Annotated in this window: 19 protein-coding genes; 12 read left to right on the forward strand and 7 right to left on the reverse strand. The window is 71.2% G+C overall.

What is annotated here, in order from left to right:
• Positions 1-16: 16 nt before the first annotated feature.
• Both ACWEMJ_RS25665 and ACWEMJ_RS25670 read right to left on the reverse strand, forming a co-directional pair.
• Complete coding sequence (locus ACWEMJ_RS25665) at positions 17-928, reverse strand: PAC2 family protein (protein ID WP_452139480.1); 912 nt, start codon at positions 926-928, stop codon at positions 17-19.
• Positions 929-1,044: 116 nt separating this feature from the next.
• The gene (locus tag ACWEMJ_RS25670) at positions 1,045-1,788 is read right to left on the reverse strand and encodes a hypothetical protein (RefSeq protein WP_452139481.1); all 744 of its coding nucleotides are present in this window, start codon (positions 1,786-1,788) and stop codon (positions 1,045-1,047) included.
• A gap of 238 nt (positions 1,789-2,026) precedes the next feature.
• Between ACWEMJ_RS25670 and adhP the strand changes: the two genes are divergently transcribed.
• On the forward strand, positions 2,027-3,040 hold the full coding sequence (adhP, locus tag ACWEMJ_RS25675) for an alcohol dehydrogenase AdhP (protein WP_452139482.1): 1,014 nt from the start codon (positions 2,027-2,029) through the stop codon (positions 3,038-3,040).
• 48 nt (positions 3,041-3,088) lie between these two features.
• Here the strand turns inward: adhP and ACWEMJ_RS25680 are convergent, their stop codons facing one another.
• Positions 3,089-4,615, reverse strand: a complete 1,527-nt coding sequence (locus ACWEMJ_RS25680) for an FMN-binding glutamate synthase family protein (RefSeq protein ID WP_452139483.1) — start codon at positions 4,613-4,615, stop codon at positions 3,089-3,091.
• A 106-nt stretch (positions 4,616-4,721) separates the two neighbouring features.
• Complete coding sequence (locus ACWEMJ_RS25685; RefSeq protein WP_452139484.1) at positions 4,722-5,780, reverse strand: hypothetical protein; 1,059 nt, start codon at positions 5,778-5,780, stop codon at positions 4,722-4,724.
• A gap of 201 nt (positions 5,781-5,981) precedes the next feature.
• Here ACWEMJ_RS25685 and metH point away from each other — a divergent pair, with 201 nt between their 5' ends.
• From metH to ACWEMJ_RS25700, 3 genes are all read left to right on the forward strand, one after another.
• Positions 5,982-9,485, forward strand: a complete 3,504-nt coding sequence (gene metH / locus ACWEMJ_RS25690; protein WP_452139485.1) for a methionine synthase — start codon at positions 5,982-5,984, stop codon at positions 9,483-9,485.
• A gap of 180 nt (positions 9,486-9,665) precedes the next feature.
• Complete coding sequence (locus tag ACWEMJ_RS25695) at positions 9,666-10,370, forward strand: HAD family hydrolase (RefSeq protein ID WP_452139486.1); 705 nt, start codon at positions 9,666-9,668, stop codon at positions 10,368-10,370.
• Positions 10,371-10,722: 352 nt separating this feature from the next.
• Positions 10,723-12,321 carry an ABC transporter substrate-binding protein gene (locus ACWEMJ_RS25700; RefSeq protein ID WP_452139487.1) on the forward strand — a complete coding sequence of 533 codons (1,599 nt, stop codon included), beginning with the start codon at positions 10,723-10,725 and terminating at the stop codon, positions 12,319-12,321.
• Positions 12,322-12,389: 68 nt separating this feature from the next.
• Here ACWEMJ_RS25700 and ACWEMJ_RS25705 read toward each other — a convergent pair whose 3' ends face one another.
• Positions 12,390-13,061: a response regulator gene (locus ACWEMJ_RS25705; RefSeq protein WP_043911498.1), complete on the reverse strand. Its 672-nt coding sequence runs from the start codon at positions 13,059-13,061 to the stop codon at positions 12,390-12,392.
• Complete coding sequence (locus ACWEMJ_RS25710; RefSeq protein ID WP_452139488.1) at positions 13,062-13,928, reverse strand: RecB family exonuclease; 867 nt, start codon at positions 13,926-13,928, stop codon at positions 13,062-13,064.
• A gap of 135 nt (positions 13,929-14,063) precedes the next feature.
• Between ACWEMJ_RS25710 and ACWEMJ_RS25715 the strand changes: the two genes are divergently transcribed.
• The 3 genes from ACWEMJ_RS25715 (at position 14,064) to ACWEMJ_RS25725 (ending at position 17,010) form a co-directional block, all read left to right on the forward strand.
• Entirely contained in the window at positions 14,064-15,263 is a 1,200-nt protein-coding gene (locus ACWEMJ_RS25715; protein WP_452139489.1) for a site-2 protease family protein, read from the forward strand.
• Between the two features lie 49 nt (positions 15,264-15,312).
• A complete protein-coding gene (locus tag ACWEMJ_RS25720; RefSeq protein ID WP_452139490.1) occupies positions 15,313-16,275 on the forward strand; it encodes a tRNA (adenine-N1)-methyltransferase in 963 nt (320 codons plus the stop codon).
• 207 nt (positions 16,276-16,482) lie between these two features.
• The gene (locus tag ACWEMJ_RS25725) at positions 16,483-17,010 is read left to right on the forward strand and encodes a hypothetical protein (protein WP_452139491.1); all 528 of its coding nucleotides are present in this window, start codon (positions 16,483-16,485) and stop codon (positions 17,008-17,010) included.
• 7 nt (positions 17,011-17,017) lie between these two features.
• Here ACWEMJ_RS25725 and ACWEMJ_RS25730 read toward each other — a convergent pair whose 3' ends face one another.
• A complete protein-coding gene (locus ACWEMJ_RS25730) occupies positions 17,018-17,305 on the reverse strand; it encodes a ferredoxin (RefSeq protein WP_285737743.1) in 288 nt (95 codons plus the stop codon).
• Positions 17,306-17,532: 227 nt separating this feature from the next.
• Here ACWEMJ_RS25730 and arc point away from each other — a divergent pair, with 227 nt between their 5' ends.
• From arc to prcA, 5 genes are all read left to right on the forward strand, one after another.
• Entirely contained in the window at positions 17,533-19,299 is a 1,767-nt protein-coding gene (gene arc / locus ACWEMJ_RS25735; protein ID WP_452139492.1) for a proteasome ATPase, read from the forward strand.
• Positions 19,300-19,394: 95 nt separating this feature from the next.
• Complete coding sequence (gene dop, locus ACWEMJ_RS25740) at positions 19,395-20,906, forward strand: depupylase/deamidase Dop (protein WP_452139493.1); 1,512 nt, start codon at positions 19,395-19,397, stop codon at positions 20,904-20,906.
• A 96-nt stretch (positions 20,907-21,002) separates the two neighbouring features.
• Complete coding sequence (locus ACWEMJ_RS25745; RefSeq protein WP_035868822.1) at positions 21,003-21,221, forward strand: ubiquitin-like protein Pup; 219 nt, start codon at positions 21,003-21,005, stop codon at positions 21,219-21,221.
• A gap of 177 nt (positions 21,222-21,398) precedes the next feature.
• On the forward strand, positions 21,399-22,244 hold the full coding sequence (prcB, locus tag ACWEMJ_RS25750) for a proteasome subunit beta (RefSeq protein ID WP_452139494.1): 846 nt from the start codon (positions 21,399-21,401) through the stop codon (positions 22,242-22,244).
• Positions 22,245-22,276: 32 nt separating this feature from the next.
• On the forward strand, positions 22,277-23,023 hold the full coding sequence (gene prcA, locus ACWEMJ_RS25755; protein ID WP_452139495.1) for a proteasome subunit alpha: 747 nt from the start codon (positions 22,277-22,279) through the stop codon (positions 23,021-23,023).
• Positions 23,024-23,053: the final 30 nt, after the last annotated feature.

Genomic DNA, 23,053 nt, shown 5'->3' on the forward strand with positions numbered 1-23,053 from the left:
CTCTCGCGGTCGCGAGCTATTCCTCGTCCTCGTCCTTCGGCCGCTCCGTCGCGTGCCCCGTGATCGGCTTCTCGCCCTTCGGCCCCTGGTTCTCGCGTCGCCGCAGGTACCTCTCGAACTCGCGGGCGATCGCGTCGCCGGACGCCTCCGGCAGTTCGGCCGTGTCCTGGGCCTCCTCCAACTGCTGGACGTACTCGGCGACTTCGGAGTCCTCCGCGGCGAGCTGGTCGACGCCGATCTGCCAGGCGCGGGCGTCCTCGGTGAGGTCGCCCGGGGGGATGCGCAGGTCGAGGAGGTCTTCCAGCTTGTTGACCAGGGCCAGCGTGGCCTTGGGGTTGGGCGGCTGGGAGACGTAGTGCGGGACGGCGGCCCAGAAGGTGACGGCGGGGACGCCGGCGTGCGCGCAGGCCTCCTGGAGGACCCCGACGATGCCCGTAGGGCCTTCGTAGCGGCTCTCTTCGAGGTCGAGGCTGCGGGCCACCGTCGCGTCGGAGGTGACGCCGGAGACCGGCACCGGCCGGGTGTGCGGGGTGTCGCCCAGCAGCGCGCCCAGGACGACGACCAGTTCGATGCCCAACTCGTGGGCGAAGCCCAGCAGTTCGTTGCAGTAGGAGCGCCAGCGCATGCTGGGCTCGATGCCCCGGACGAGGACCAGGTCGCGCGGCTTGGGTTCGGTGACCCGGACCACCGAGAGGCGGGTGGTGGGCCAGGTGATCCGGCGGACGCCGCCGTCGAGCCAGATGGTGGGCCGGTTGACCTGGAAGTCGTAGTAGTCCTCGGCGTCGAGCGCGGCGAACACCTTGCCGCCCCAGGTCTCGTCGAGGTGTCCGAGCGCGGCGGAGGCCGCGTCGCCGGCGTCGTTCCAGCCTTCGAAGGCGCAGATCATCACCGGGTCGATCAACTCGGGCAGGTCTTCCAGCTCGATCACCCGGCAGCTCCCTCCGTGCGTGGCGGGGGCACGGCCGCCCCCAGGTCCCTTACCTGCCCAGCCTACGGGCTTTGAATGCCACCCGTGGCCGGGCAGGAGGACCAAGGGTATCGCCGTCAGTCGACGGGCTCCGCGCAGGCGACGGTCGGGTTCATGGCGAGGGTGCCGGGCGGTGCGGGGATGGTGAAGGTGACGGTGGCCTCGTCGGGGCAGGTCGCCTCGGTGCTCCCCTTGAGCTGCACGGTCTGCTTCACGTACTCCTTGTCGACCTTGTACTCCGGCTTGTGGTCGCCCTGCCCGTCGCAGCGGGTCTCGGCGACGGTGTCGGAGCCGCTCGCGGACTTGGTGGCGTACACGCAGTCGCCGACCACGATGCCGACGCCGCCGCCACCGCCCGGGTCGCCGGGGTGCGGGTCGCGGAGGTTGCGCAGGCAGGCCCACGCGGCGCGGTTGTTGGTGACGCCGGTCAGCGCGTTCTGGGTGAGGTCGAGGGCGGCGTCGGTGCCGTCCGGGCAGTCCGCGCCGTGCGGGAGGGCGGCGGCGACGCCGGTCAGGGTGCCGCTGCGCTTGGTGACCTTGGCCTCGGCGTTCGGGCTGTCGCAGGGCACCATCTCGTAGCGGGAGCCGCTGCCCGGGCTCAGGGCGCGGGCGCAGGCGCCCTCGGCGAAGTAGGAGTCGTCGAGCTGGGCCGGGGCCACGGGGCTGTAGCTGGGTTTGGGGGTGGGGGCGGCAGCGGTGGGGGAGGGGCTGGCCGAAGGGGCGGACTCGGCGTGCTCGGCGGGGCCGCAGCCCGCCAGGAGCAGGCCGGCGGTGAGCAGGGCCAGTGCGGCCCCGGCGGTGCGCGTGAGGGTGCGCGGCATGACGTTCCTCCGTACCGTGCGGTGTTCGGCGGACAGGGCGGAGCAGCCCCAACCCGCCTGGAAATGACGGGCTTTGGTCAACGCTACCCTGACGCGCCGTCAGCGCCGCAGGGCGGTCGGGACGTGATCTTCGTCGCGGTCGGCGCGCCCCTTCGCGGTTCCCCCGCCCGGCCAGCAGGCTGGGCGCAGCGGGACATCCCGTTTGTCGGATTTACATGCTCTGTGAGGAGAGAAGGCCATGAAGGCAGCAGTGGTCCGGGACTTCACCAAGCCGCTGGAGATCGAGGAACGCGAGGTGCCGGCCCCGGCGCCGCACCAGGTGCTGGTGCGGATCGAGTGCTCCGGCCTGTGCCACACGGACATCCACGCCGCGCACGGCGACTGGCCCGTCAAGCCGACCCCGCCGTTCGTCCCCGGCCACGAGGGCGTGGGCATTGTGGAGGCCGCCGGTGCGAACGTCCGGCACGTCGAGGTCGGCCAGCGGGTCGCCATCGCCTGGCTGGCCGACGCCTGCGGACGCTGCGACTACTGCGTCACCGGCTGGGAGACGCTCTGCCTGGAGCAGCACAACTCCGGCTACTCGGTGGACGGCGCGTACGCCGAGTACACCCTCGCGCACGGCGACTACGTGGTGCCGGTGCCGGACGGCGTCGACCCGATGGACGCCGCGCCGCTGTCCTGCGCCGGCGTCACCACGTACAAGGCCGTCAAGCTGTCCGGCGCCCGGCCCGGCACCCGGGTGCTGATCTCCGGCATTGGCGGCCTCGGCCACCTCGCCCTGCAGTACGCGAAGATCTTCGGCGCGGAGACCGTCGCCGTGGACATCACCGACGACAAGCTGAAGCTCGCCAAGGAGCTCGGCGCCGACCACGTGATCGACGCCCGGATCCAGGACGTCGCGCACGAGGTCCGCAAGCTGGGCGGCGCGGACGCCGCGGTCTCGCTGGCCGTCAGCAACGCCTCCTTCCGCGCCGCCTACGACTCGCTGCGCCGCGGCGGCACCCTGGTCCTGGTCGCGCTGCCCGCCGAGGGCGAGCTGACGCTGCCGGTGTTCGAGACGGTGCTGAACGGCACCAAGGTGATCGGCTCGATCGTCGGCACCCGGCAGGACCTCGCGGAGGTGTTCCGCCTGCACCAGCTGGGCCGCACCCGGGTGATCCGGGAGACCCGCAGGCTGGAGGACGTCAACGCGTGCTTCGCCGACGTGCTCGCCGGCAAGGTCTCCGCCCGCCTGGTGTTCGACCTGCGCTGACGTGCGACGGAGGGGGCCCGGGGGAAGTGCCGGGCCCCCTCCGGTGCGTCAGAGCGCGGGCCGGCCGGTCATCAGCGCGGTGATCTCCGCGGCGAGCTCCGGGCCGAGCTCGCCCCAGCCCTCCTTGTAGCCGTACACGCCGGCCAGCGTGCGGGCCTCGTAGTCGCCGTTCAGCACCTCGATGTCGGCGGGGGTGATCAGCGAGGGGTGGGCGACGCCGAGCGCACCGGAGACCTTCGCCAACTCCCGGCGCAGGGTGCGCAGGTAGACCGCGGCCCGGACGGACTTGGAGGCCGGGTCGACGCCGCGGGCCAGCCACGGGTTCTGGGTGGCGATACCGGTCGGGCACTTGTCGGTGTGGCACTTCTGGGCCTGGATGCAGCCGATCGACAGCATCGCCTCGCGCGCCACATTGATCATGTCGGCGCCCAGCGCGAACGCCACCGCCGCGTTCTCCGGCAGGCCGAGCTTCCCGGAGCCGATGAAGGTCAGCCGGTCGGTCAGGCCCAGCTCGGCGAAGGTGCCGTAGACCCGGGAGAAGCCCATCCGGAACGGCAGCGACACCGAGTCCGCGAACATCCGCGGCGCCGCGCCGGTGCCGCCCTCGCCGCCGTCCACCGTCACGAAGTCGACGCCCCGGTCGCCGCCGGACATCAGCGCCGCCAGCTCCTGCCAGAACTCCAGCTCGCCGACGGCACTCTTGACGCCCACCGGCAGGCCGGTCTCGGCGGCCAGCAGCTCGACGAAGTCCAGCATCGAGTCCACGTCCCCGAACGCGGAGTGCCGCGACGGCGAGGCGCAGTCCTTGCCGACCGGGATGCCGCGGATCGCCGCGATCTCCGGCGTCACCTTCGCGCCCGGCAGCATGCCGCCCAGGCCCGGCTTGGCGCCCTGTGACAGCTTGATCTCGATCGCCCGCACCGGCGCGCCCGCGACCACGTCCTTGAGCCTGGCGAGGTCGAAGCTGCCGTCCTCGTTGCGGCAGCCGAAGTACGAGGTGCCGAGCTGCAGCACCAGGTCCGCGCCCTGCCGGTGGTACGGCGACAGGCCGCCCTCGCCGGTGTTGTGCATCGCGCCGGCCTGCGCCGCGCCCTTGTTCAGCGCCGTGATGGCGGCGCCGGACAGCGAGCCGAAGCTCATCGCGGAGATGTTCACCACGCTGCCCGGCCGGAACGCCTTGGCCCGGCCGCGCGGCCCGCCCAGCACCTTGGCCGAGGGCAGCGCGGCCTGCGGGTCGTGCCCGTCCGGCAGCGGGCCGGCGAAGGTGCGCTGCTTCAGGTAGGCGCGGCCCTGCGCCCCCGCGACGTCCACCTCGGTGCCGAAGCCGAAGTAGTTGTTCTCCTCCTTGGCGGAGGCGTAGATCCAGCTCCGCTGGTCGCGGCTGAACGGCCGCTCCTCCTCGTTGGAGGTCACGATGTACTGCCGCAGCTCCGGCCCGATCGTCTCCAGCAGGTACCGGGCGTGCCCGAGCACCGGGAAGTTCCTCAGCAGGGCGTGCTTCTTCTGGACCAGGTCGCGGGCGGCGAGCACCGCCACCGCGGCCGCCGCGGCCGCGCCGATCTTCCGGGCTTGCATGAACGTTTCCCCCTCGGGTGCCGGCCCCGTCCCCACACGGCGGAGCCGAACCGAATGCTAGGAGGCCCCCCGCGCCCGCCCGCGCGCGGGGGCCCGCCGGCGGGGCCTACACGCACCACCCGTCGCGGTACGCCGCCCAGTGGTCCGGCGTCGCCGCGAAGTCCACGTACAGCGCCAGCCCGAAGTTCTCCCGGCCGCCCGCCCCGAGCCCGAGCCGCGCGCCCCGCACGGCGGCGCGCACCGTCTCCGCGTCGCCCCGGTGGGTGGGCGTGTCGGCCCAGTACGCGGGCAGGCCCATCAGCAGGTCGACGCCCGGCGGGGTGTTGGCCAGCGCCAGCGAGGTCTGCCGGGCCACGTAGCCGCCGTACAGCGACTCCACCGGCATCGAGGTGTCGTACGACATCACCGCCACCTGGTCGACCCGCTTCGCGGCCTGAGCGAAGTACTCGGCGCTCCACCACTTGCCGTGGTCGGTCAGCGCGAAACTGACCCGCCCGACCATCGGCACCGGCTCGATCTGCGGGGCGGCGATGGACAGCGGCGCCGAGCGGGCGGAGGTCAGCGCGTGCACCTGGTCGAGCAGCGCCAGGAAGCCCGCCGAGCCGTTGTGCACCGGCTCCAGGTCGAAGTGGACGCCGTCGAAGCCCAGGTCGAGGACCTGCTTCGCGGAGGCGGTGATCCGGTCCCGCACGTCCGGCCGGTCCAGGTGCAGGCCCTCCTTCTCCGGTGCGACCACGTCGCCCAGCCACGACTGGATCCGCACCCCGGGCATCGCCGCCCGGGCCCGGCCGAGGAAGTCCGCCACCCCCGGCGCCAGCTTCGGGTCGAGCGAACCGTCGTGCTCCAGCGGCCCGGTGTGCACGTACAGGTCGTGGATGCCGGTGCCGCGCACCCGCCCCGCCAGCACCGACAGGTCGGCGTCGGTGCGCCGCCCGTCCACCCAGGCGTGGCCCAGCCAGATCGCGTCCCGGCCCCGGGTGCGGGCGTCCGCCGCCGGATCGCCCGTGTAGCACCAGCGCAGCGCGAGAGCCGCGCCCAGTACCGGCAGCACCAGCAGCGCCACGGCCAGCGCGCAGGCGGTGAGCACCCGTCGGCGCCGGGTCCAGCGGGTGCGCTCCTTCCAGCGGCGACGCGCCCGGGCCGGGCCTGTCCGCCATCCGGACACAGCGAGGGCTCGAACGTGGTGACGCCACCTGCTCGGACGCGATGAAGCGGGCATGATCGGGCTCCCTTCCGGTGGACAGGGACGCCCACGATGCGAAATGGGTTCCATCACACCGCCGTCGGGCGGATACCCTGGCCGGGTGCGTCCCCGGTCAAGGTGGGGCCGCATAGCCGACAGCCGTCGCACTCAGGGAGCAGCCACATGGCCACCGTTGTACCCACGTCCGCCCAGCAGGACCGCGCCGACGCCTTGCGTGAGGCCCTCGCCACCCGGGTGGTGGTGGCCGACGGAGCGATGGGAACGATGCTCCAGGCCCAGGAGCCGACGCTGGAGGACTTCCAGCAGCTGGAGGGCTGCAACGAGGTCCTGAACGTGACCCGCCCCGACATCGTCCGCTCCGTGCACGACGCGTACTTCGCGGTCGGCGTGGACTGCGTGGAGACCAACACCTTCGGCGCCAACCACTCGGCGCTCGGCGAGTACGACATCTCCGACCGGATCCTCGAACTGTCCGAGGCCGGCGCCCGGATCGCCCGCGAGGTCGCCGACGAGTACACCGCCAAGGACGGCCGCACCCGCTGGGTGCTCGGCTCGATCGGCCCCGGCACCAAGCTGCCGACGCTCGGTCACACCACCTTCGAGACCGTCCGCGAGGGCTTCCGGCGCAACGCGGCCGGATTGATCGCGGGCGGCGCCGACGCGCTGCTGGTGGAGACCAGCCAGGACCTGCTGCAGACCAAGGCCTCCGTGCTCGGCTGCAAGGACGCCCTCGCCGAGGCCGGCCTCGACCTGCCGGTGCTCGCCCAGGTCACCGTCGAGACCACCGGCACCATGCTGCTGGGCTCCGAGATCGGCGCGGCGCTGACCGCCCTGGAGCCGCTCGGCATCGACTACATCGGCATGAACTGCGCCACCGGCCCCGCCGAGATGAGCGAGCACCTGCGCTACTTGGCGAAGAACGCCCAGGTCGGCCTCTCCTGCATGCCGAACGCGGGCCTGCCGGTGCTCACCAAGGACGGCGCGCACTACCCGCTCAGCCCCGCCGAACTCGCCGACGCCCACGAGGCGTTCGTCAAGGACTACGGCCTCTCGCTGGTCGGCGGCTGCTGCGGCACCACCCCCGAGCACCTGCGCCAGGTGGTCGAGCGGGTCCAGGGCCTGCCGCTGACGGCGCGCGAGCCCCGCCCCGAGCCGGCCGCCGCCTCGCTGTACCAGGCGGTGCCGTTCCGGCAGGACACGTCCTACCTGGCGATCGGCGAACGCACCAACGCCAACGGGTCGAAGAAGTTCCGCGAGGCGATGCTCGCCGCGGACTGGCAGACCTGCGTGGAGATCGCCCGCGAGCAGATCCGCGAGGGCGCCCACCTGCTCGACCTGTGCGTGGACTACGTGGGCCGCGACGGTGTCGCGGACATGAAGGAGATCGCCGGCCGCCTCGCCACCGCCTCCACCCTGCCGATCGTGCTCGACTCCACCGAGCCGCCGGTGCTGCGGGCCGGCCTGGAGATGCTCGGCGGCCGCGCGGTGCTCAACTCCGTCAACTACGAGGACGGCGACGGCCCCGACACCCGCTTCGGCAGGATCGCCTCGCTCGCCCGCGAGCACGGCGCCGGCCTGATCGCCCTCACCATCGACGAGGAGGGCCAGGCCCGCACCGCCGAGAAGAAGGTCGCCATCGCCGAGCGGCTGATCGAACAGCTGGGCCGCGAGTACGGCATCCACGAGAGCTCGATCCTGGTCGACTGCCTGGCCTTCACCCTGGCCACCGGCCAGGAGGAGTCCCGCCGCGACGGCATCGAGACCATCGAGGCGATCCGCGAACTCAAGCGCCGCCACCCGGACGTGCAGACCACCCTCGGCCTGTCCAACATCTCCTTCGGCCTCAACCCGGCCGCCCGACAGGTCGTCAACTCGGTCTTCCTGCACGAGTGCGTCGAGGCCGGCCTCGACTCGGCGATCGTGCACGCCGCCAAGATCCTCCCGATGAACCGCATCCCCGAGGACCGCCGGCAGGCCGCCCTCGACCTGGTCTACGACCGCCGCAGCGAGGGCTACGACCCGCTGCAGAAGCTGCTCCAGCTGTTCGAGGGCGTCTCCGCCGCGTCCGCCGCCGCCTCCAAGGCCGAGGAGCTCGCCGCCCTCCCGCTGGAGGAGCGCCTGCAGCGCCGCATCATCGACGGCGAGCGCAAGGGCCTGGAGGCCGACCTGGACGCCGCGCTGGCCGAGCGCCCCGCGCTGGAGATCATCAACGACACGCTGCTTTCCGGCATGAAGGTGGTCGGCGAGCTGTTCGGCTCCGGCGAGATGCAGCTGCCGTTCGTGCTGCAGTCCGCCGAGGTGATGAAGGCCGCCGTGGCCCACCTGGAGCCGCACATGGAGAAGTCCGACAGCGAGGGCAAGGGCACCATCGTGCTCGCCACCGTCAAGGGCGACGTCCACGACATCGGCAAGAACCTGGTCGACATCATCCTGTCGAACAACGGCTACAACGTCGTCAACATCGGCATCAAGCAGCCCGTCTCGGCGATCGTCGAGGCCGCCCAGGAGCACAAGGCCGACGTGATCGGCATGTCCGGCCTGCTGGTGAAGTCCACGGTGATCATGAAGGAGAACCTCCAGGAGCTCAACCAGCGCGGCCTCGCCGCCGACTTCCCCGTCATCCTCGGCGGCGCCGCCCTCACCCGCGCCTACGTCGAGCAGGACCTGCACGAGATCTACGACGGCGAGGTCCGCTACGCCCGCGACGCCTTCGAGGGCCTGCGCCTGATGGACGCCCTGATCGGCGTCAAGCGCGGCGTCCCCGGCGTCGAGCTGCCCGAGCTGCGCAAGCGCCGGCACGCCCGGGTCGAGGTCGAGGAACCGGAGGAGGTCAACCTCGGCCAGATCCGCTCCGACGTGGCCGTCGACAACCGCATCCCGACCCCGCCGTTCTGGGGCGACCGCATCATCAAGGGCATCCCGTTCCAGGACTACGCCTCCTGGCTCGACGAGGACGCGCTGTTCAAGGGCCAGTGGGGCCTCAAGGGCGGCCGCTCCGGCGGCCCCTCCTACGAGGAGCTGGTGGAGACCGAGGGCCGCCCGCGGCTGCGCGGCTGGCTGGACCGCCTGCAGACCGAGGGCTGGCTGGAGCCCGCCGTCGTCTACGGCTACTACCCGGCCAACTCCAAGGGCGACGACCTGATCGTCTACGGCGAGGACGACACCGAGCTCACCCGCTTCACCTTCCCCCGCCAGCGCCGCGGCCGCCGCCTGTGCCTGGCCGACTTCTTCCGCCCGGAGGAGAGCGGCGAGCGCGACGTGGTCGCCCTGCAGGTGGTCACCATGGGCAACCGGATCTCCGAGGCCGCCAACGAGCTGTTCGCCGGCGACTCCTACCGCGACTACCTCGAACTGCACGGCCTGTCCGTGCAGTTGGCCGAGGCGCTGGCCGAGTTCTGGCACGCCCGGGTCCGCTACGAACTCGGCTTCGGCGACGAGGACCCGCAGGACGTCAAGGACATGTTCGCCCTCAAGTACCGCGGCGCGCGCTTCTCGCTCGGCTACGGCGCCTGCCCGAACCTGGAGGACCGCGCCAAGATCGCCGAACTGCTCAAGCCCGAACGGGTCGGCGTGATCCTCTCCGAGGAGTACCAGCTGCACCCCGAGCAGTCCACCGACGCCATCGTGCTGCACCACCCGGAGGCCAAGTACTTCAACGCCCGCTAGGACGGCGCGGGGAGAACTTCAACGGCAGATCATCCGTTCGCCTCGCCACCGCCCGGTGCAATCCGCTCCGGCGGGCGTATTCTTGATGATCCTGAACGGGCCGGTCCGCTCACCAGCGGGCCGGCCTGTGCCATCCCCGGACGCGGTGCGCCCGGACGACCACCCGGAAGGACGGCGCGCATGACGACGGTCTCGACCCCGGTCCGTGTCGGCGGAGACGGCGACGGCAGCGGCCTGCAGGCCGTCCTGCTCGACATGGACGGCACCCTGGTCGACACCGAGGACTTCTGGTGGCAGGCCGAGGTCGACCTGTTCGCCGAACTCGGCCACCACCTCACCGCCGAGGACCGCACCCACGTGGTCGGCGGCCCGATGACCCGCGTCATCGACTACCTGCTCACCCGCACCGGCGCCGCGATCCGCCCCGCCGACCTCGGCGCCCAGATCAACCGGCGCTTCGTGGAGCTGCTGGCCGGCGGCGTCCCGCTGATGCCCGGCGCCGAGCGGCTGCTGAACACCCTCGCCGCGCACGGCGTCCCCGCCGCCCTGGTGTCCGCCTCGCACCGGCACATCATCGACATCGTGCTGCGCAGTCTGGGCGCCCAGAACTTCGCCTTCACCGTGGCCGGCGACGAGGTGCCCCGCACCAAGCCGTTCCCCGACCCCTACCTGACCGCAGCGGCCCGCCTGGGCGCCGACCCGGCCCGCTGCGTGGTCGTCGAGGACACCCCCACCGGCGTCGCCGCCGCCGAAGCCGCCGGCTGCCCCGTCATCGCGGTGCCCTCGATCGCCGCCATCGAGCCCGGCCCCGGCCGCCTGGTGCTGCCCTCGCTCGAACAGGTCGACCTCGACGTGCTGCGCACGCTGGCCGGCGCCCGGGTGTGACCTTCGTCTCCTTCGCGGTCAATTCCGGTTCCCCTCCGCATTCGTGGGTACGCGGACCGTATCCGGCAGCAGGTATGAAAACGGGCATTGTCTGACAACTCGTCGGCCCCGAAGTGACGGCCCGCCGCCTTCCGGCCACCCAGTGTTCGAACAGTCGGTGACCGACCCGGTGCGATGTGGCACGCTACATCCGATCAGACGCCCCCTGCCGCCACCCACCGCCGACCGACCACCGGCACCGGGTGCCCATGCGGTCGCACCGACCCGTGCCCTGCCGCCCCACCCCGGTGGCCCGGACGCGGGCCGTCCTCGGGGGCGAGCCGGCCGCACGCAGTAAGGAAGACCACCCCGCATGACTACGCCCAACCGCCTGGCCGTGCTCAGCTGCGCAGCGCTCGTCGCCACCACGGCGGCCGGCTGCGCGTCCGTGGAGAAGGTCGCCAACGGCGGCGACAGCGGCGCCGCGATCACCCTGGGAACCACCAACGGCACCACGGTGCTGGACCCGGCCGGCGCGTACGACATCGGCGCCTGGCTGGTCCTCAACAACTCCTTCCAGTCGCTGCTGGCCTTCCCGCCCGGCGCGACCGTGCCGCAGCCCGACGCCGCCGAGTCCTGCCAGTTCACCGGCAGCGACACGATGACCTACAAGTGCACCCTGCGCGCCGGTCTGAAGTTCACCAACGGCCACCCGGTGACCGCCGAGGACGTCAAGTTCTCCATCGAGCGCACCAAGAAGATCGCCGACCCGACCGGTCCCAGCCCGCTGCTGTCGACCATCAAGTCGGTGGAGGCCAACGGCGAACTCGAGGTCGTCTTCCACCTGGAGACCCCCGACGCGGTGCTCCCGGCCAAGCTGGCCTCGCCGGCCGGCGCGATCGTCGACCACCAGGTCTTCCCGGCCGACAAGCTGCTCGCCAACGACAAGCTGGTCGGCTCCGGCCCGTACCGGGTGGACGCGATCGAGAACCAGGGCAAGAGCCCCAACAAGGTCACCCTCTCGCCGAACCCGACGTACCGCGGCAGTGCCACCAAGCCCGAGAACAGCAAGTTCGTCGTCCGCTACTACGAGAAGGCGGACGACCTGAAGGCCGCCCTCGACAAGGGCGAGATCGACGTCGCGGACAACGGCCTGGACCCCGCCGTGGCCGCCCAGATCAAGAACGACGACCAGTCCGGCAAGGGCAACCTGCGGGTCGCCGAGGGCGACAGCGCCGCGACCTTCTACCTGGTGTTCAACACCAAGGACGAGACGGCCGGCAAGCAGGCCGTCCGGCAGGCCGCCGCCCAGCTGGTCGACCGCAAGGCGCTCGCCCACGACGTGTACGCGGGCACCGTGCTGCCGCTGTACTCGGTCGTCCCGGCCGGCGTGGTCGGCCACAACACCGCCTTCTTCGACAAGTACGGCGAGCCGGACGTCGCCAAGGCCAAGAAGATCCTGACCGACGCGCACATCACCACCCCGGTCAAGCTCACCATGACCTGGTCCCGCTCCCGGGCCGGCGCCGCCGAGCTGGAGGCCATCAAGAAGCAGCTGGACGCCAGCGGCCTGTTCCAGGTCACGGTCCAGCAGGAGTCCGACTGGAACGCCTTCCTGGCCAACTGGTCGAACGACAGCTACCAGTCGTACCTGATCGGCTGGACCCCCGACTACGTCGACGCGGACGACTACATCAGCCCGCTGGTGGTCGAGGGCGGCGCGTTCCACAACAACTACGACAACCCGACGATCAGCACCAAGCTGGTGCCGGACTCGATCAAGCTCACCGACCGCACCGGCGGCGGCGCCTACGGCACGATCCAGAACATCCTGGCCGACGCCGTGCCGATGCTGCCGCTGTACCAGAACAAGTCCTTCTACGTGTACAAGTCCGGCGTCACCGGCGTCGACACCACCGTGGACAACACCAGCCGCTTCCGCTTCTGGCTGATCGGCCGCAACAAGAAGTAACGATTCTCCCGGCAGTACAGCGGCCCGCCACCCCACCGGGGTGACGGGCCGCAGGCCGTTCCGGCGCCTCACATCGCGCCGGGACGCACCAGACCGCTCTCGTACGCGTACACCGCCGCCTGCACCCGGTCGCGCAGCTGGAGCTTGGTCAGCACATGGCCGACGTGCGTCTTCACCGTCGTCTCCGAGACGAACAGCTCCGCCGCGATCTCCGCGTTCGACAGCCCGCGCGCCACCAGCCGCAGCACCTCCACCTCGCGCTCCGTCAGCACCGTCAGCGCCTGCGGCGGCGCCTCGTCGCCGGACGGCAGCTTGGTGGCGTACATGTCCAGCAGGCGACGGGTCACCGACGGGGCGAGCATCGCCGCGCCGTCCGCCACCACCCGGATCGCCTGCACCAGCTCCTCCGCCGGGACGTCCTTCAGCAGGAAGCCGCTGGCGCCCGCGCGCAGCGCCTCCACTACGTACTCGTCCAGGTCGAAGGTGGTCAGCACCAGCACCTTCGCCGGGCCGCTGCGGTCCGGGCCGGCGATCCGGCGGGTCGCCTCCACGCCGTCCATCCGCGGCATCCGGATGTCCATCAGCACCACGTCCGGCTGCAGCGCGCGGACCTGGTCCAGCGCCTGCTGCCCGTCGCCCGCCTCGCCGACCACCACCAGGTCGGACTCCGCCTCCAGGATCATCCGGAAACCGGTACGGAGCAGCGGCTGGTCGTCCACCAGCAGCACACGGATCGTCACCTACGACTCCTTGCGGGGATTGGTCAAAGTGGCCAGGGGCAGCGGATACGGCGGGGGAGTGCCGCCGAACTCCGGACAGCTGGACTTGTGGTCGCACCAGTCGCACAGCCGGTTGCGGGTGGCCGGGAACTCACCGGAGGCCACCGCCGCCGAGATCGCCTCCCACAGCGCCTCCAACTTCCGCTCCACGGCCAGCAGATCGGCCTCGTCCGGGTCGTACGTCACCACGTCGCCGCCGCCGCCGAGATACACCAGCTGCAGCCGCTTGGGGACCACGCCCTTCCACCGCCACACCACCAGCGCGTAGAACTTCATCTGGAACATCGCCTTGCCCTCGAAGTCCCGCGAGGGCGCCCGGCCGGTCTTGTAGTCCACCAGCCGCACCTCGCCGGACGGCGCGACGTCCACCCGGTCGATGTAGCCGCGCAGCAGCAGGCCCGAGGCCAGCGCGGTCTCCACGTACAGCTCCCGCTCCACCGGGTGCAGCCGGGTCGGGTCCTCCAGCCGGAACCACTTCTCCACCAGCTTCTCGGCGTCGCCCAGCCAGCCCGCCAGCCGCTCCGGCTCCTCCGGGAACAGTTCGGCCAGCTCCGGCCGTTCCCCGAGCAACCGCTCCCACTGCGGGGCCAACAACCCCCGGGCCCGCTCGGGGGTGCGCTCGGCCGGCGGATGGTCGAAGAGCCGCTCCAGCACCGCGTGCACCAGCGTCCCCCGGGTGGCCGCCGCACTCGGCGGCTCCGGCAGCCGGTCGATCACCCGCAGCCGGTACAACAACGGGCAGGTCATGAAGTCACCCGCCCGGGACGGCGACAGCCCGGTCGGCGCGGCCGCCGGACGGGCAGTGGGCGTGGGGTCGGTCTGCTGCATGCCCCGACCCTATTGCACCGCACCGACACCTCGGTCGAAGAGGTGGGTATGGCACAGGACAGAGGGGTGCGCCGAGGCAGCGGGCGCGAGATCACGTAGCGTACGAGGGACCACAGGGTTCGCGGAGGGAGCACGGTGAACGACACCAAGGGGCGGGAACCCGGGACACCGGACTCGCCGGAGGGCGGCGACGCGCCCCGCGGCGGCATCCTGATGGGCCGCCCGTTCGGCGTCCCCGTCTACGTCACGCCGTCCTGGTTCCTGGTCGCCGCACTGATCACCTGGATCTTCGGCAGCCGGCTCGCCGACGTGCTGCCGGGCCTCGGCGGCGCCCGCTACCTGCTCGCCTTCTCCTTCGCCGTCGCCTTCTACGGCTCGGTGCTGATCCACGAACTCGCCCACACCCTGGTCGGCCTGCGCTACAAGCTCGGCGTGCGTCGCATCCAGCTCCAGTTCCTCGGCGGCGTCTCCGAGATCGAGAAGGAGGCCGACCGGCCCTGGCGCGAGTTCTGGCTCGCCCTGGTCGGCCCGCTGCTCTCGCTGGCCCTGGCCGGCGCCTTCTGGGCCGGCTTCCAGGCCGTCGAGGCCGCCACCGTCCCCGGCGTCCTGCTGGCCGGGCTGATGATCTCCAACCTGGTCGTCGCCGTCTTCAACCTGCTGCCCGGCCTCCCGCTGGACGGCGGACGGATGCTGCGCGCCGTCGTCTGGGCCGCCACCGGCGACCCCATGAAGGGCACCCTGGCCGCCGTCTGGACCGGCCGCGCCCTCGCCGTCGCCGTCGTCCTCGGCCTGCCCGTCATCGGCGCCGCCCAGAACGCCGAACGCTCCACCGGCGAGGCCATGCTCGACGGCGTCCTCGCCGCCATCCTCGGCTTCATCATCTGGCAGGGCGCCGGCAACTCCCTGCGCAACGCCCGCCTCAAGCAGATCCTGCCCGACCTCAAGGTCCGCGACCTGGCCCGCCGCAGCATCGACGTCACCGCCGACACCCCCCTCGGCGAAGCCCTCCGCCGCGCCCACGAGGCCCGCGCCGGCGCGCTCGTCGTGGTCGACGGCCGCGGCGAACCCACCGCCCTGGTCAAGGAATCCGCCGTCCACAACGTCCCCGAGCACCGCCGCCCCTGGGTCGCCGTCTCCGCCGTCGCCCGCGACCTGGAACCCGGCCACACCGTCCCCGTCGACCTGGCCGGCGAACAGATCCTGGAGACCCTGCGCCGCGCCCCCGCCTCCGAATACCTCGTCGTCCGTGCCGACGGCACCGTCTACGGCGTGCTCTCCCTCGCCGACCTCGAACGCCGCCTCACCGCCGCGCTGCTCGGCCGCCCGACCGTCTGAACCGATCATGTGGTCGGGGGAGCCCTCCGGCTCCCGTAGGATGGCCCCCATGTCCGAACCGACCGGTGCCGCCCGCCGACGCGGGCCCTTCCAGGTCGGGGACCAGGTCCAGCTGACCGACCCCAAGGGCCGCCACTACACGTTCACGCTCCAGGCCGGGAACCAGTTCCACACCCACAAGGGTGCGTTCCCGCACGACGAGCTGATCGGCGCTCCCGAGGGCACGGTCGTCCGCACCACGGGAAACGTCCCGTACCTCGCGCTGCGCCCCCTGCTCCCCGACTACGTCCTCTCCATGCCCCGCGGCGCGGCCGTGATCTACCCCAAGGACGCGGGGCAGATCCTGGCCATGGCCGACATCTTCGCCGGCGCGAGGGTGGTGGAGGCGGGCGTCGGATCCGGCGCCCTGTCCACCTACCTGCTGCGCGCCGTCGGCGACACCGGCATGCTCGCCTCCTACGAACGGCGTGAGGACTTCGCGGACATCGCCCGCGGCAACGTCGAACGCTACTTCGGCGGCCCGCACCCCGCGTGGAAGCTCACCGTCGGCGACCTCCAGGACAACCTGGTCGAGACCGACGTCGACCGCGTCATCCTCGACATGCTCGCCCCCTGGGAGTGCCTGGACGTCGCCTCCAAGGCGCTCGTCCCCGGCGGCCTGATCTGCTGCTACGTGGCCACCACCACGCAGATGTCCCGCACCGTCGAGGCGCTGCGCGAGCACGGCACCTTCACCGAGCCGCAGGCCTGGGAGACCATGGTCCGCACCTGGCACCTCGAAGGCCTCGCCGTCCGCCCCGACCACCGCATGATCGGCCACACCGGCTTCCTGCTCACCGCCCGCCGCCTCGCTGACGGCGTCGAGCCCCCGCTGCGCCGCCGCCGCCCCGCGAAGGGCGCCTACGGCGAGGACTACGACGCGGCCGAGCCCGAACTCACGCTCGCGGAGCGGGCCGCGGTCCGCAAGGCGCAGCGGGAGGCTGCGGCGCACGACGGTCGCGACCTGAGCTAGGGCAGTCTGGGGCGCGGGGAACTGCGCGGGAAGGGAGCGCACATCAGCTGGGTCGCGATCAAGTGCAGGTCATTGTCCTGCGTCGCGACCTTGCGGAGGTGGTGCGTTCCCCCTCGCGCCGTTCCCCGCGCCCCTGTTTTCGCACCCACCCGCTATCGAGCCTCCGCTTCCCGTTGTGCGAAAATGCGGGCACCGGAAGGGGAGTTCGTGGTGCATGCGCAGGCGGGGTTGAAGCACTGGGTGCTGGTCGCGGCGGGCTGTGCCGCGGTCGTCGGTGGGGCGCTGGGGGCGACGTCGGCGACCGGGGCGGTGGTGACGACGTCCCACCAGGCCGAGGCGGTGCCGGTGCCGGAGATCGACCTGGCGAAGGTCCAACTGCCCATGGAGTGCGGGCCGTTCCCCGTCGCGGTGAGCCTGAAGGCGTCGGCCGCGGTGGGCGGGAAGCCGCTCGCGGTGCTGGCCGCGCACTGCCAGGCCGACATGGGGACGCCGCCGGACCAGGTGTTCGTGGTCGAAGGCGCGGGCCGGCCGGTCGAGTTGCTGTCCGACCGGGACGGGTACACGTTGACCGAGCTGGCGATCCGCAGCGACGGGTCGATCCGGGGCGCCGCCCGCGGCTACTCCTCGGACGAGGTGCCGCGCTACTCGCCGGACGTCAAGGTCGAGTTGGTGTGGACGAAGGCCAACGGCGGGTGGGCGAAGGCCGAGACCCGCACCCCCGCCCACGCCGCCTGACGGACCGTCAGTCCGCGTCGGGGCCGTACACCTCGACGCCGTCGGCGGCCCGGCGGACGTGGATGCAGTCGCCGGGGCAGTCCTTCACGGAGTCCACGACGTCCTGGAGCAGCGTGAGCGGGACGGGCACCGTCTCGCCGGGCTGCTGGCGCAACTCGTCGTCCTCGCCCTTCACATAGGCGAGTCCGTCGATGTCGAGTTCGAAGACCTCGGGCGCGTACTGTGCGCAGATCCCGTCCCCGGTGCACAGATCCTGGTCGATCCAGACTTCGAGTGCCTCGCCAGTCCCCGCCATTGCCCCTGCCGTTTCTGCTCCGGTTGCCCCGCATTCGGGGACATTCCTGTCACGATACATCCGCGCTGCTTTGAACCGTTGAGGGGTGGGCATCTCCTCTGTCAGAGGGGAAGCGCGCAGGGCGAACATCGGACACGCCCGATCCATCTTTCTGATCTAGGGGTTTACATGACCCTGGTCCCAGGTAGGTTTGGGTCGTCCAGCTCCCCCAGGAGGAGGTGAGGACCGTGGCAGCCCACGATGACGACTACGACCGCAGCGCCGGCAGGCCCGCACGGGGGTCCGACGAGGCCGCGCAGGTCTCCTACCTCGAGCAGGAGATCGCTGTGCTTCGGCGCCGGCTCGCCGATTCTCCGCGCAGCTCAAGGGTGCTTGAGGAGCGGATCGTCGAGCTGCAGACCAACCTGGCCGGTGTGACCGCCCAGAACGAGAGGCTCGTCGCCACCCTGCGCGAGGCCCGCGACCAGATCGTGGCCCTCAAGGAGGAGGTGGACCGGCTCGCCCAGCCGCCCGCCGGCTTCGGGGTGTTCCTCGAGAAGAACGAGGACGGCACGGCCGACATCTTCACCGGCGGCCGCAAGCTCCGGGTCAACGTCAGCCCCGGCGTGGAGCTGGAGGAGCTGCGCCGCGGCCAGGAGGTGATGCTCAACGAGGCGCTGAACGTCGTCGAGGCGATGGAGTTCGAGCGGATCGGCGAGATCGTCACCCTCAAGGAGCTACTGGAGGGCGGCGACCGCGCGCTCGTGGTCGGGCACACCGACGAGGAGCGGGTGGTGCGCCTGGCCGAGCCGATGCGCGAACTCACCCTGCGGGCGGGCGACGCGCTGCTGCTGGAGCCGCGCTCCGGCTACGTGTACGAGGTGGTGCCGAAGTCCGAGGTCGAGGAACTGGTCCTCGAAGAGGTCCCGGACATCGACTACCGGCAGATCGGCGGCCTGTCCAACCAGATCGAGCAGATCCGGGACGCGGTGGAGCTGCCGTACCTGCACGCCGACCTGTTCAAGGAGTTCGAGCTGCGCCCGCCCAAGGGCGTGCTGCTGTACGGCCCGCCCGGCTGCGGCAAGACGCTGATCGCCAAGGCCGTCGCCAACTCGCTGGCCAAGAAGGTCGCCGAGGTGACGGGCCGGCCGCAGGGCAAGAGCTACTTCCTGAACATCAAGGGCCCCGAGCTGCTCAACAAGTACGTGGGCGAGACCGAGCGGCAGATCCGCCTGGTCTTCCAGCGGGCCCGGGAGAAGGCGAGCGAGGGCACGCCGGTCATCGTGTTCTTCGACGAGATGGAGTCGCTGTTCCGCACCCGCGGCTCCGGCGTCAGCTCGGACGTGGAGAACACCATCGTCCCGCAGCTGCTGGCGGAGATCGACGGCGTGGAGGGCCTGGAGAACGTCATCGTGATCGGCGCCTCCAACCGCGAGGACATGATCGACCCGGCGATCCTGCGGCCCGGCCGGCTGGACGTCAAGATCAAGATCGAGCGGCCGGACGCCGAGGCGGCCAAGGACATCTTCTCCAAGTACCTCAAGGACTCGCTGCCGTTCCACCCCGACGACGTCAAGGAGCACGACGGCTCGGTGCCCGCCACCGTCGCCGCGATGATCCAGTCGGTGGTCGAGCGGATGTACTCCGAGACCGAGGAGAACCGGTTCCTGGAGGTCACCTACGCCAACGGTGACAAGGAAGTGCTGTTCTTCAAGGACTTCAACTCCGGCGCGATGATCCAGAACATCGTCGACCGGGCGAAGAAGATGGCGATCAAGGACTTCCTCGACCACGGCCAGCGCGGCCTTCGGGTCTCCCACCTGCTCGCCGCCTGCGTGGACGAGTTCAAGGAGAACGAGGACCTGCCCAACACCACCAACCCGGACGACTGGGCCCGCATCTCCGGCAAGAAGGGCGAGCGGATCGTGTTCATCCGCACCCTCGTCACCGGCAAGCAGGGCGCCGAGTCCGGTCGCTCCATCGACACTGTCGCCAACACGGGGCAGTACCTGTAGCACGCGCACCACCCCGTCCGGTTGCGGCGCCAGGCACGGCTCCGCAACCGGACGGCGCGTCTGCACCGGCAGTACCGACAGGTCAGGAGGGCCGCATGACCGTACGGCGCGTGATGGGGATCGAGACCGAGTACGGCATCTCCGTGCCCGGCCACCCCAACGCCAACGCCATGCTCACCTCGTCCCAGATCGTCAACGCGTACGCGGCGGCGATGCACCGGGCGCGGCGCGCCCGCTGGGACTTCGAGGAGGAGAATCCGCTGCGCGACGCCCGGGGCTTCGACCTCGCCCGGGACGTGGCGGACGCCAGCCAGCTCACCGACGAGGACATCGGCCTGGCCAACGTCATCCTCACCAACGGCGCCCGGTTCTACGTCGACCACGCGCACCCCGAGTACTCCTCGCCCGAGGTGACCAACCCGCGCGACGCGGTGCTCTGGGACAAGGCCGGCGAGCGGATCATGGCCGAGGCCGCCGCCCGCGCGCTGGAACTGCCGGGCGGGCAGCGGATCCTGCTCTACAAGAACAACACCGACAACAAGGGCGCCTCCTACGGCACCCACGAGAACTACCTGATGCAGCGGGCCACCCCGTTCGCCGACATCGTCCGCCACCTCACGCCGTTCTTCGTCTCCCGCCAGGTGGTGTGCGGGGCCGGCCGGGTCGGGATCGGGCAGGAGGGCGGCGGGCACGGCTTCCAGATCAGCCAGCGCGCCGACTACTTCGAGGTCGAGGTCGGCCTGGAGACCACCCTCAAGCGCCCCATCATCAACACCCGCGACGAGCCGCACGCCGACGCCGAGAAATACCGGCGGCTGCACGTGATCATCGGCGACGCCAACCTCTCCGAGATCTCCACCTACCTCAAGCTCGGCACCACCGCACTGGTCCTGTCGATGATCGAGGACGGCTTCATCAACGTCGACCTCGCCGTCGACCAGCCGGTGCGCACCCTGCACCGGATCTCCCACGACCCGGAGCTGAAGCACCTGGTGTCGCTGCGCTCCGGGCGCAAGCTCACCGCCGTCCAGTTGCAGATGGAGTACTGCGAGCTGGCCCGCAAGTACGTCGAGGACCGCTTCGGGCAGGACGCCGACGACCAGACCATGGACGTGCTGGCCCGCTGGGAGGACGTGCTGGGCCGGCTGGAGCGCGACCCGATGAGCCTGTCCCGGCAGCTCGACTGGGTCGCCAAGAAGGAGATCCTGGAGGGCTACCGCCTGCGGGACGCCCTGACCTGGGAGAGCCCCCGGCTCCAGCTGGTCGACCTCCAGTACAGCGACGTCCGCCCCGACAAGGGCCTGTACAACCGCCTGGAGGCGCGCGGCCGGATGGAGCGCCTGCTCACCGAGGACGAGGTGCTGCGCGCCGTCTCCCAGCCGCCCGAGGACACCCGCGCCTACTTCCGCGGCCGCTGCCTGGAGCAGTACGCCGACCACGTGGCCGCCGCGTCCTGGGATTCCGTCATCTTCGACCTGCCCGGGCACGACAGCCTCCAGCGGGTGCCCACCATGGAGCCGCTGCGCGGCACCAAGGCCCACGTCAAGGAACTGCTCGACCGGTGCCGCACCGCCGAGGATCTGGTGCGGGTCCTCTCCGGCGGGTAACTTTTCGATCACCACGGGTGAACATTCCCGTACGGGGAATCATTCAGGTGAGCAACGAGCGTTGTACGGGAACACCGAGCGAGCGGGGTGAGGAAAATGGCGGAGAAGGACACCGGGGGCGGCCAGCAGCGGGCCAGCCGTTCCTCCGAGGAGGTCGAGGAGCAGGCCGCGGAAACCCAGGCCTCGGACGACCTCAAGGAGCGTCAGGAAAAGCTCAGCGACGACGTCGACGCGGTCCTGGACGAAATCGACGAGGTGCTGGAATCCAACGCCGAGGATTTCGTGCGCGGATTCGTGCAGAAGGGCGGCGAGTGAGAGGGGGGAACCCCTTTCCGACCGAAAAGAGCACGGCGAGCGCCGCAGGTGTGCCCTGAGCGCGCCTGCGGCCTCGCCTTCTCTCGGCCCGCCACCGAAAACGTGGATCCGGCCCCCGGAGCGGGTAGGGTCCGGGGCACAACTCCAACTTTGGATCTTCGATCTGGAAGGACACGTGTGGAAGCCAACCTCAGTGGCACCGGGCGTCTACCGGCTGCCTTCCTCACCCCCGGTTCCTCCTCGTTCATGGACTTCCTCGACAGCCACGCGCCGCAGCTGCTCCCGGGGCGGCGCACGCTGCCGGAGGGCGTGACGGTCGAGGCGCCGCACGGCACCACCATCGTCTCCGCGGTCTTCGAGGGCGGCGTGGTGCTCGCCGGCGACCGCCGGGCCACCATGGGCAACGTCATCGCCCAGCGCGACATGGAGAAGGTCTTCCCAGCCGACGAGTACAGCGCCGTCGGCATCGCCGGCACCGCCGGCCTGGCCATCGAGATGGTGCGCCTGTTCCAGCTGGAGCTGGAGCACTACGAGAAGATCGAGGGCACCGTGCTCTCCTTCGAGGGCAAGGCCAACCGGCTCACCACCATGATCCGGTCCAACCTGGCGATGGCCATGCAGGGCCTCGCCGTCGTCCCGGTCTTCGCCGGCTACGACCTCGACCTCGGCCGCGGCCGGATCTTCACCTACGACGTCACCGGCGGCCGCTCCGAGGAGCGGGCCGGCTTCGCCGCCACCGGCTCCGGCTCGGTGTTCGCCCGCGGCGCCATGAAGAAGCTCTACCGGGAGGGGATGACCGCCGAACAGGCCGCCACCCTCACCGTCCAGGCGCTGTACGACGCCGCCGACGACGACTCGGCGACCGGCGGCCCGGACCTCGCCCGCAAGATCTTCCCGATCGTCACGCTGATCACCGAGGACGGCTTCCGCCGGCTCGACGAGCAGGAGGTCGCCGCGATCGCGGTCTCCATCACCGACCAGCGGCGCGAGCACCCCAACGGCCCGCAGGCCCCGCTGCTCTGAGTCCGCCTCAACCACCCGAAGGGAGACCGGCGGTGTCCACGCCGTTCTACGTCTCGCCCCAGCAGGCCATGGCGGACCGCGCGGAGTACGCCCGCAAGGGCATCGCGCGCGGACGCAGCGTGGTCGTGCTCACCTACGCCGACGGCATCGTCTTCGTCGCGGAGAACACCTCCCGCGCCCTGCACAAGGTCTCCGAGATCTACGACAAGATCGCGTTCGCCGCGGTCGGCCGCTACAACGAGTTCGAGAACCTGCGGATCGGCGGCGTGCGCTACGCCGACCTGCGCGGCTACTCCTACGACCGGGCCGACGTCACCGCCCGCGGCCTGGCCAACGTGTACGCCCAGACCCTGGGCACCATCTTCTCCTCGGTCGGGGAGAAGCCCTACGAGGTCGAGCTGATCGTCGCCGAGGTCGGCCGCACCGACGCCGACGACCAGATCTACCGGCTCACCCCCGACGGCTCGGTGGTGGACGAGAAGAACGCCGTCGTGGTCGGCGGCAACGCCGACTCCATCGGCAACTACCTCGGCCAGCGCCACCGGGCCGGCCTGAGCCTCGCCGAGGCGCTCAAGCTCGCCGTCGACGGCCTGGCCCGCGACCCCAACGGCGGCAGCCCGCGCACCCTGACGCCCGAACAGCTGGAGGTCGCCGTCCTCGACCGCAAGCGGGTCCAGCAGCGCAAGTTCAAGCGCATCCTGGGCGGCCAGCTGTCCCGGCTGCTCAGCGGCGACGAGAGCGCCGCCGCCGACGAGGACGAAGGCACCACCGCCGAATGACCGCGTACGGCGGCCCGCCCCCTGCCGGGC

The sequence above is a fragment of the Kitasatospora sp. NPDC004531 genome, assembly GCF_053602195.1.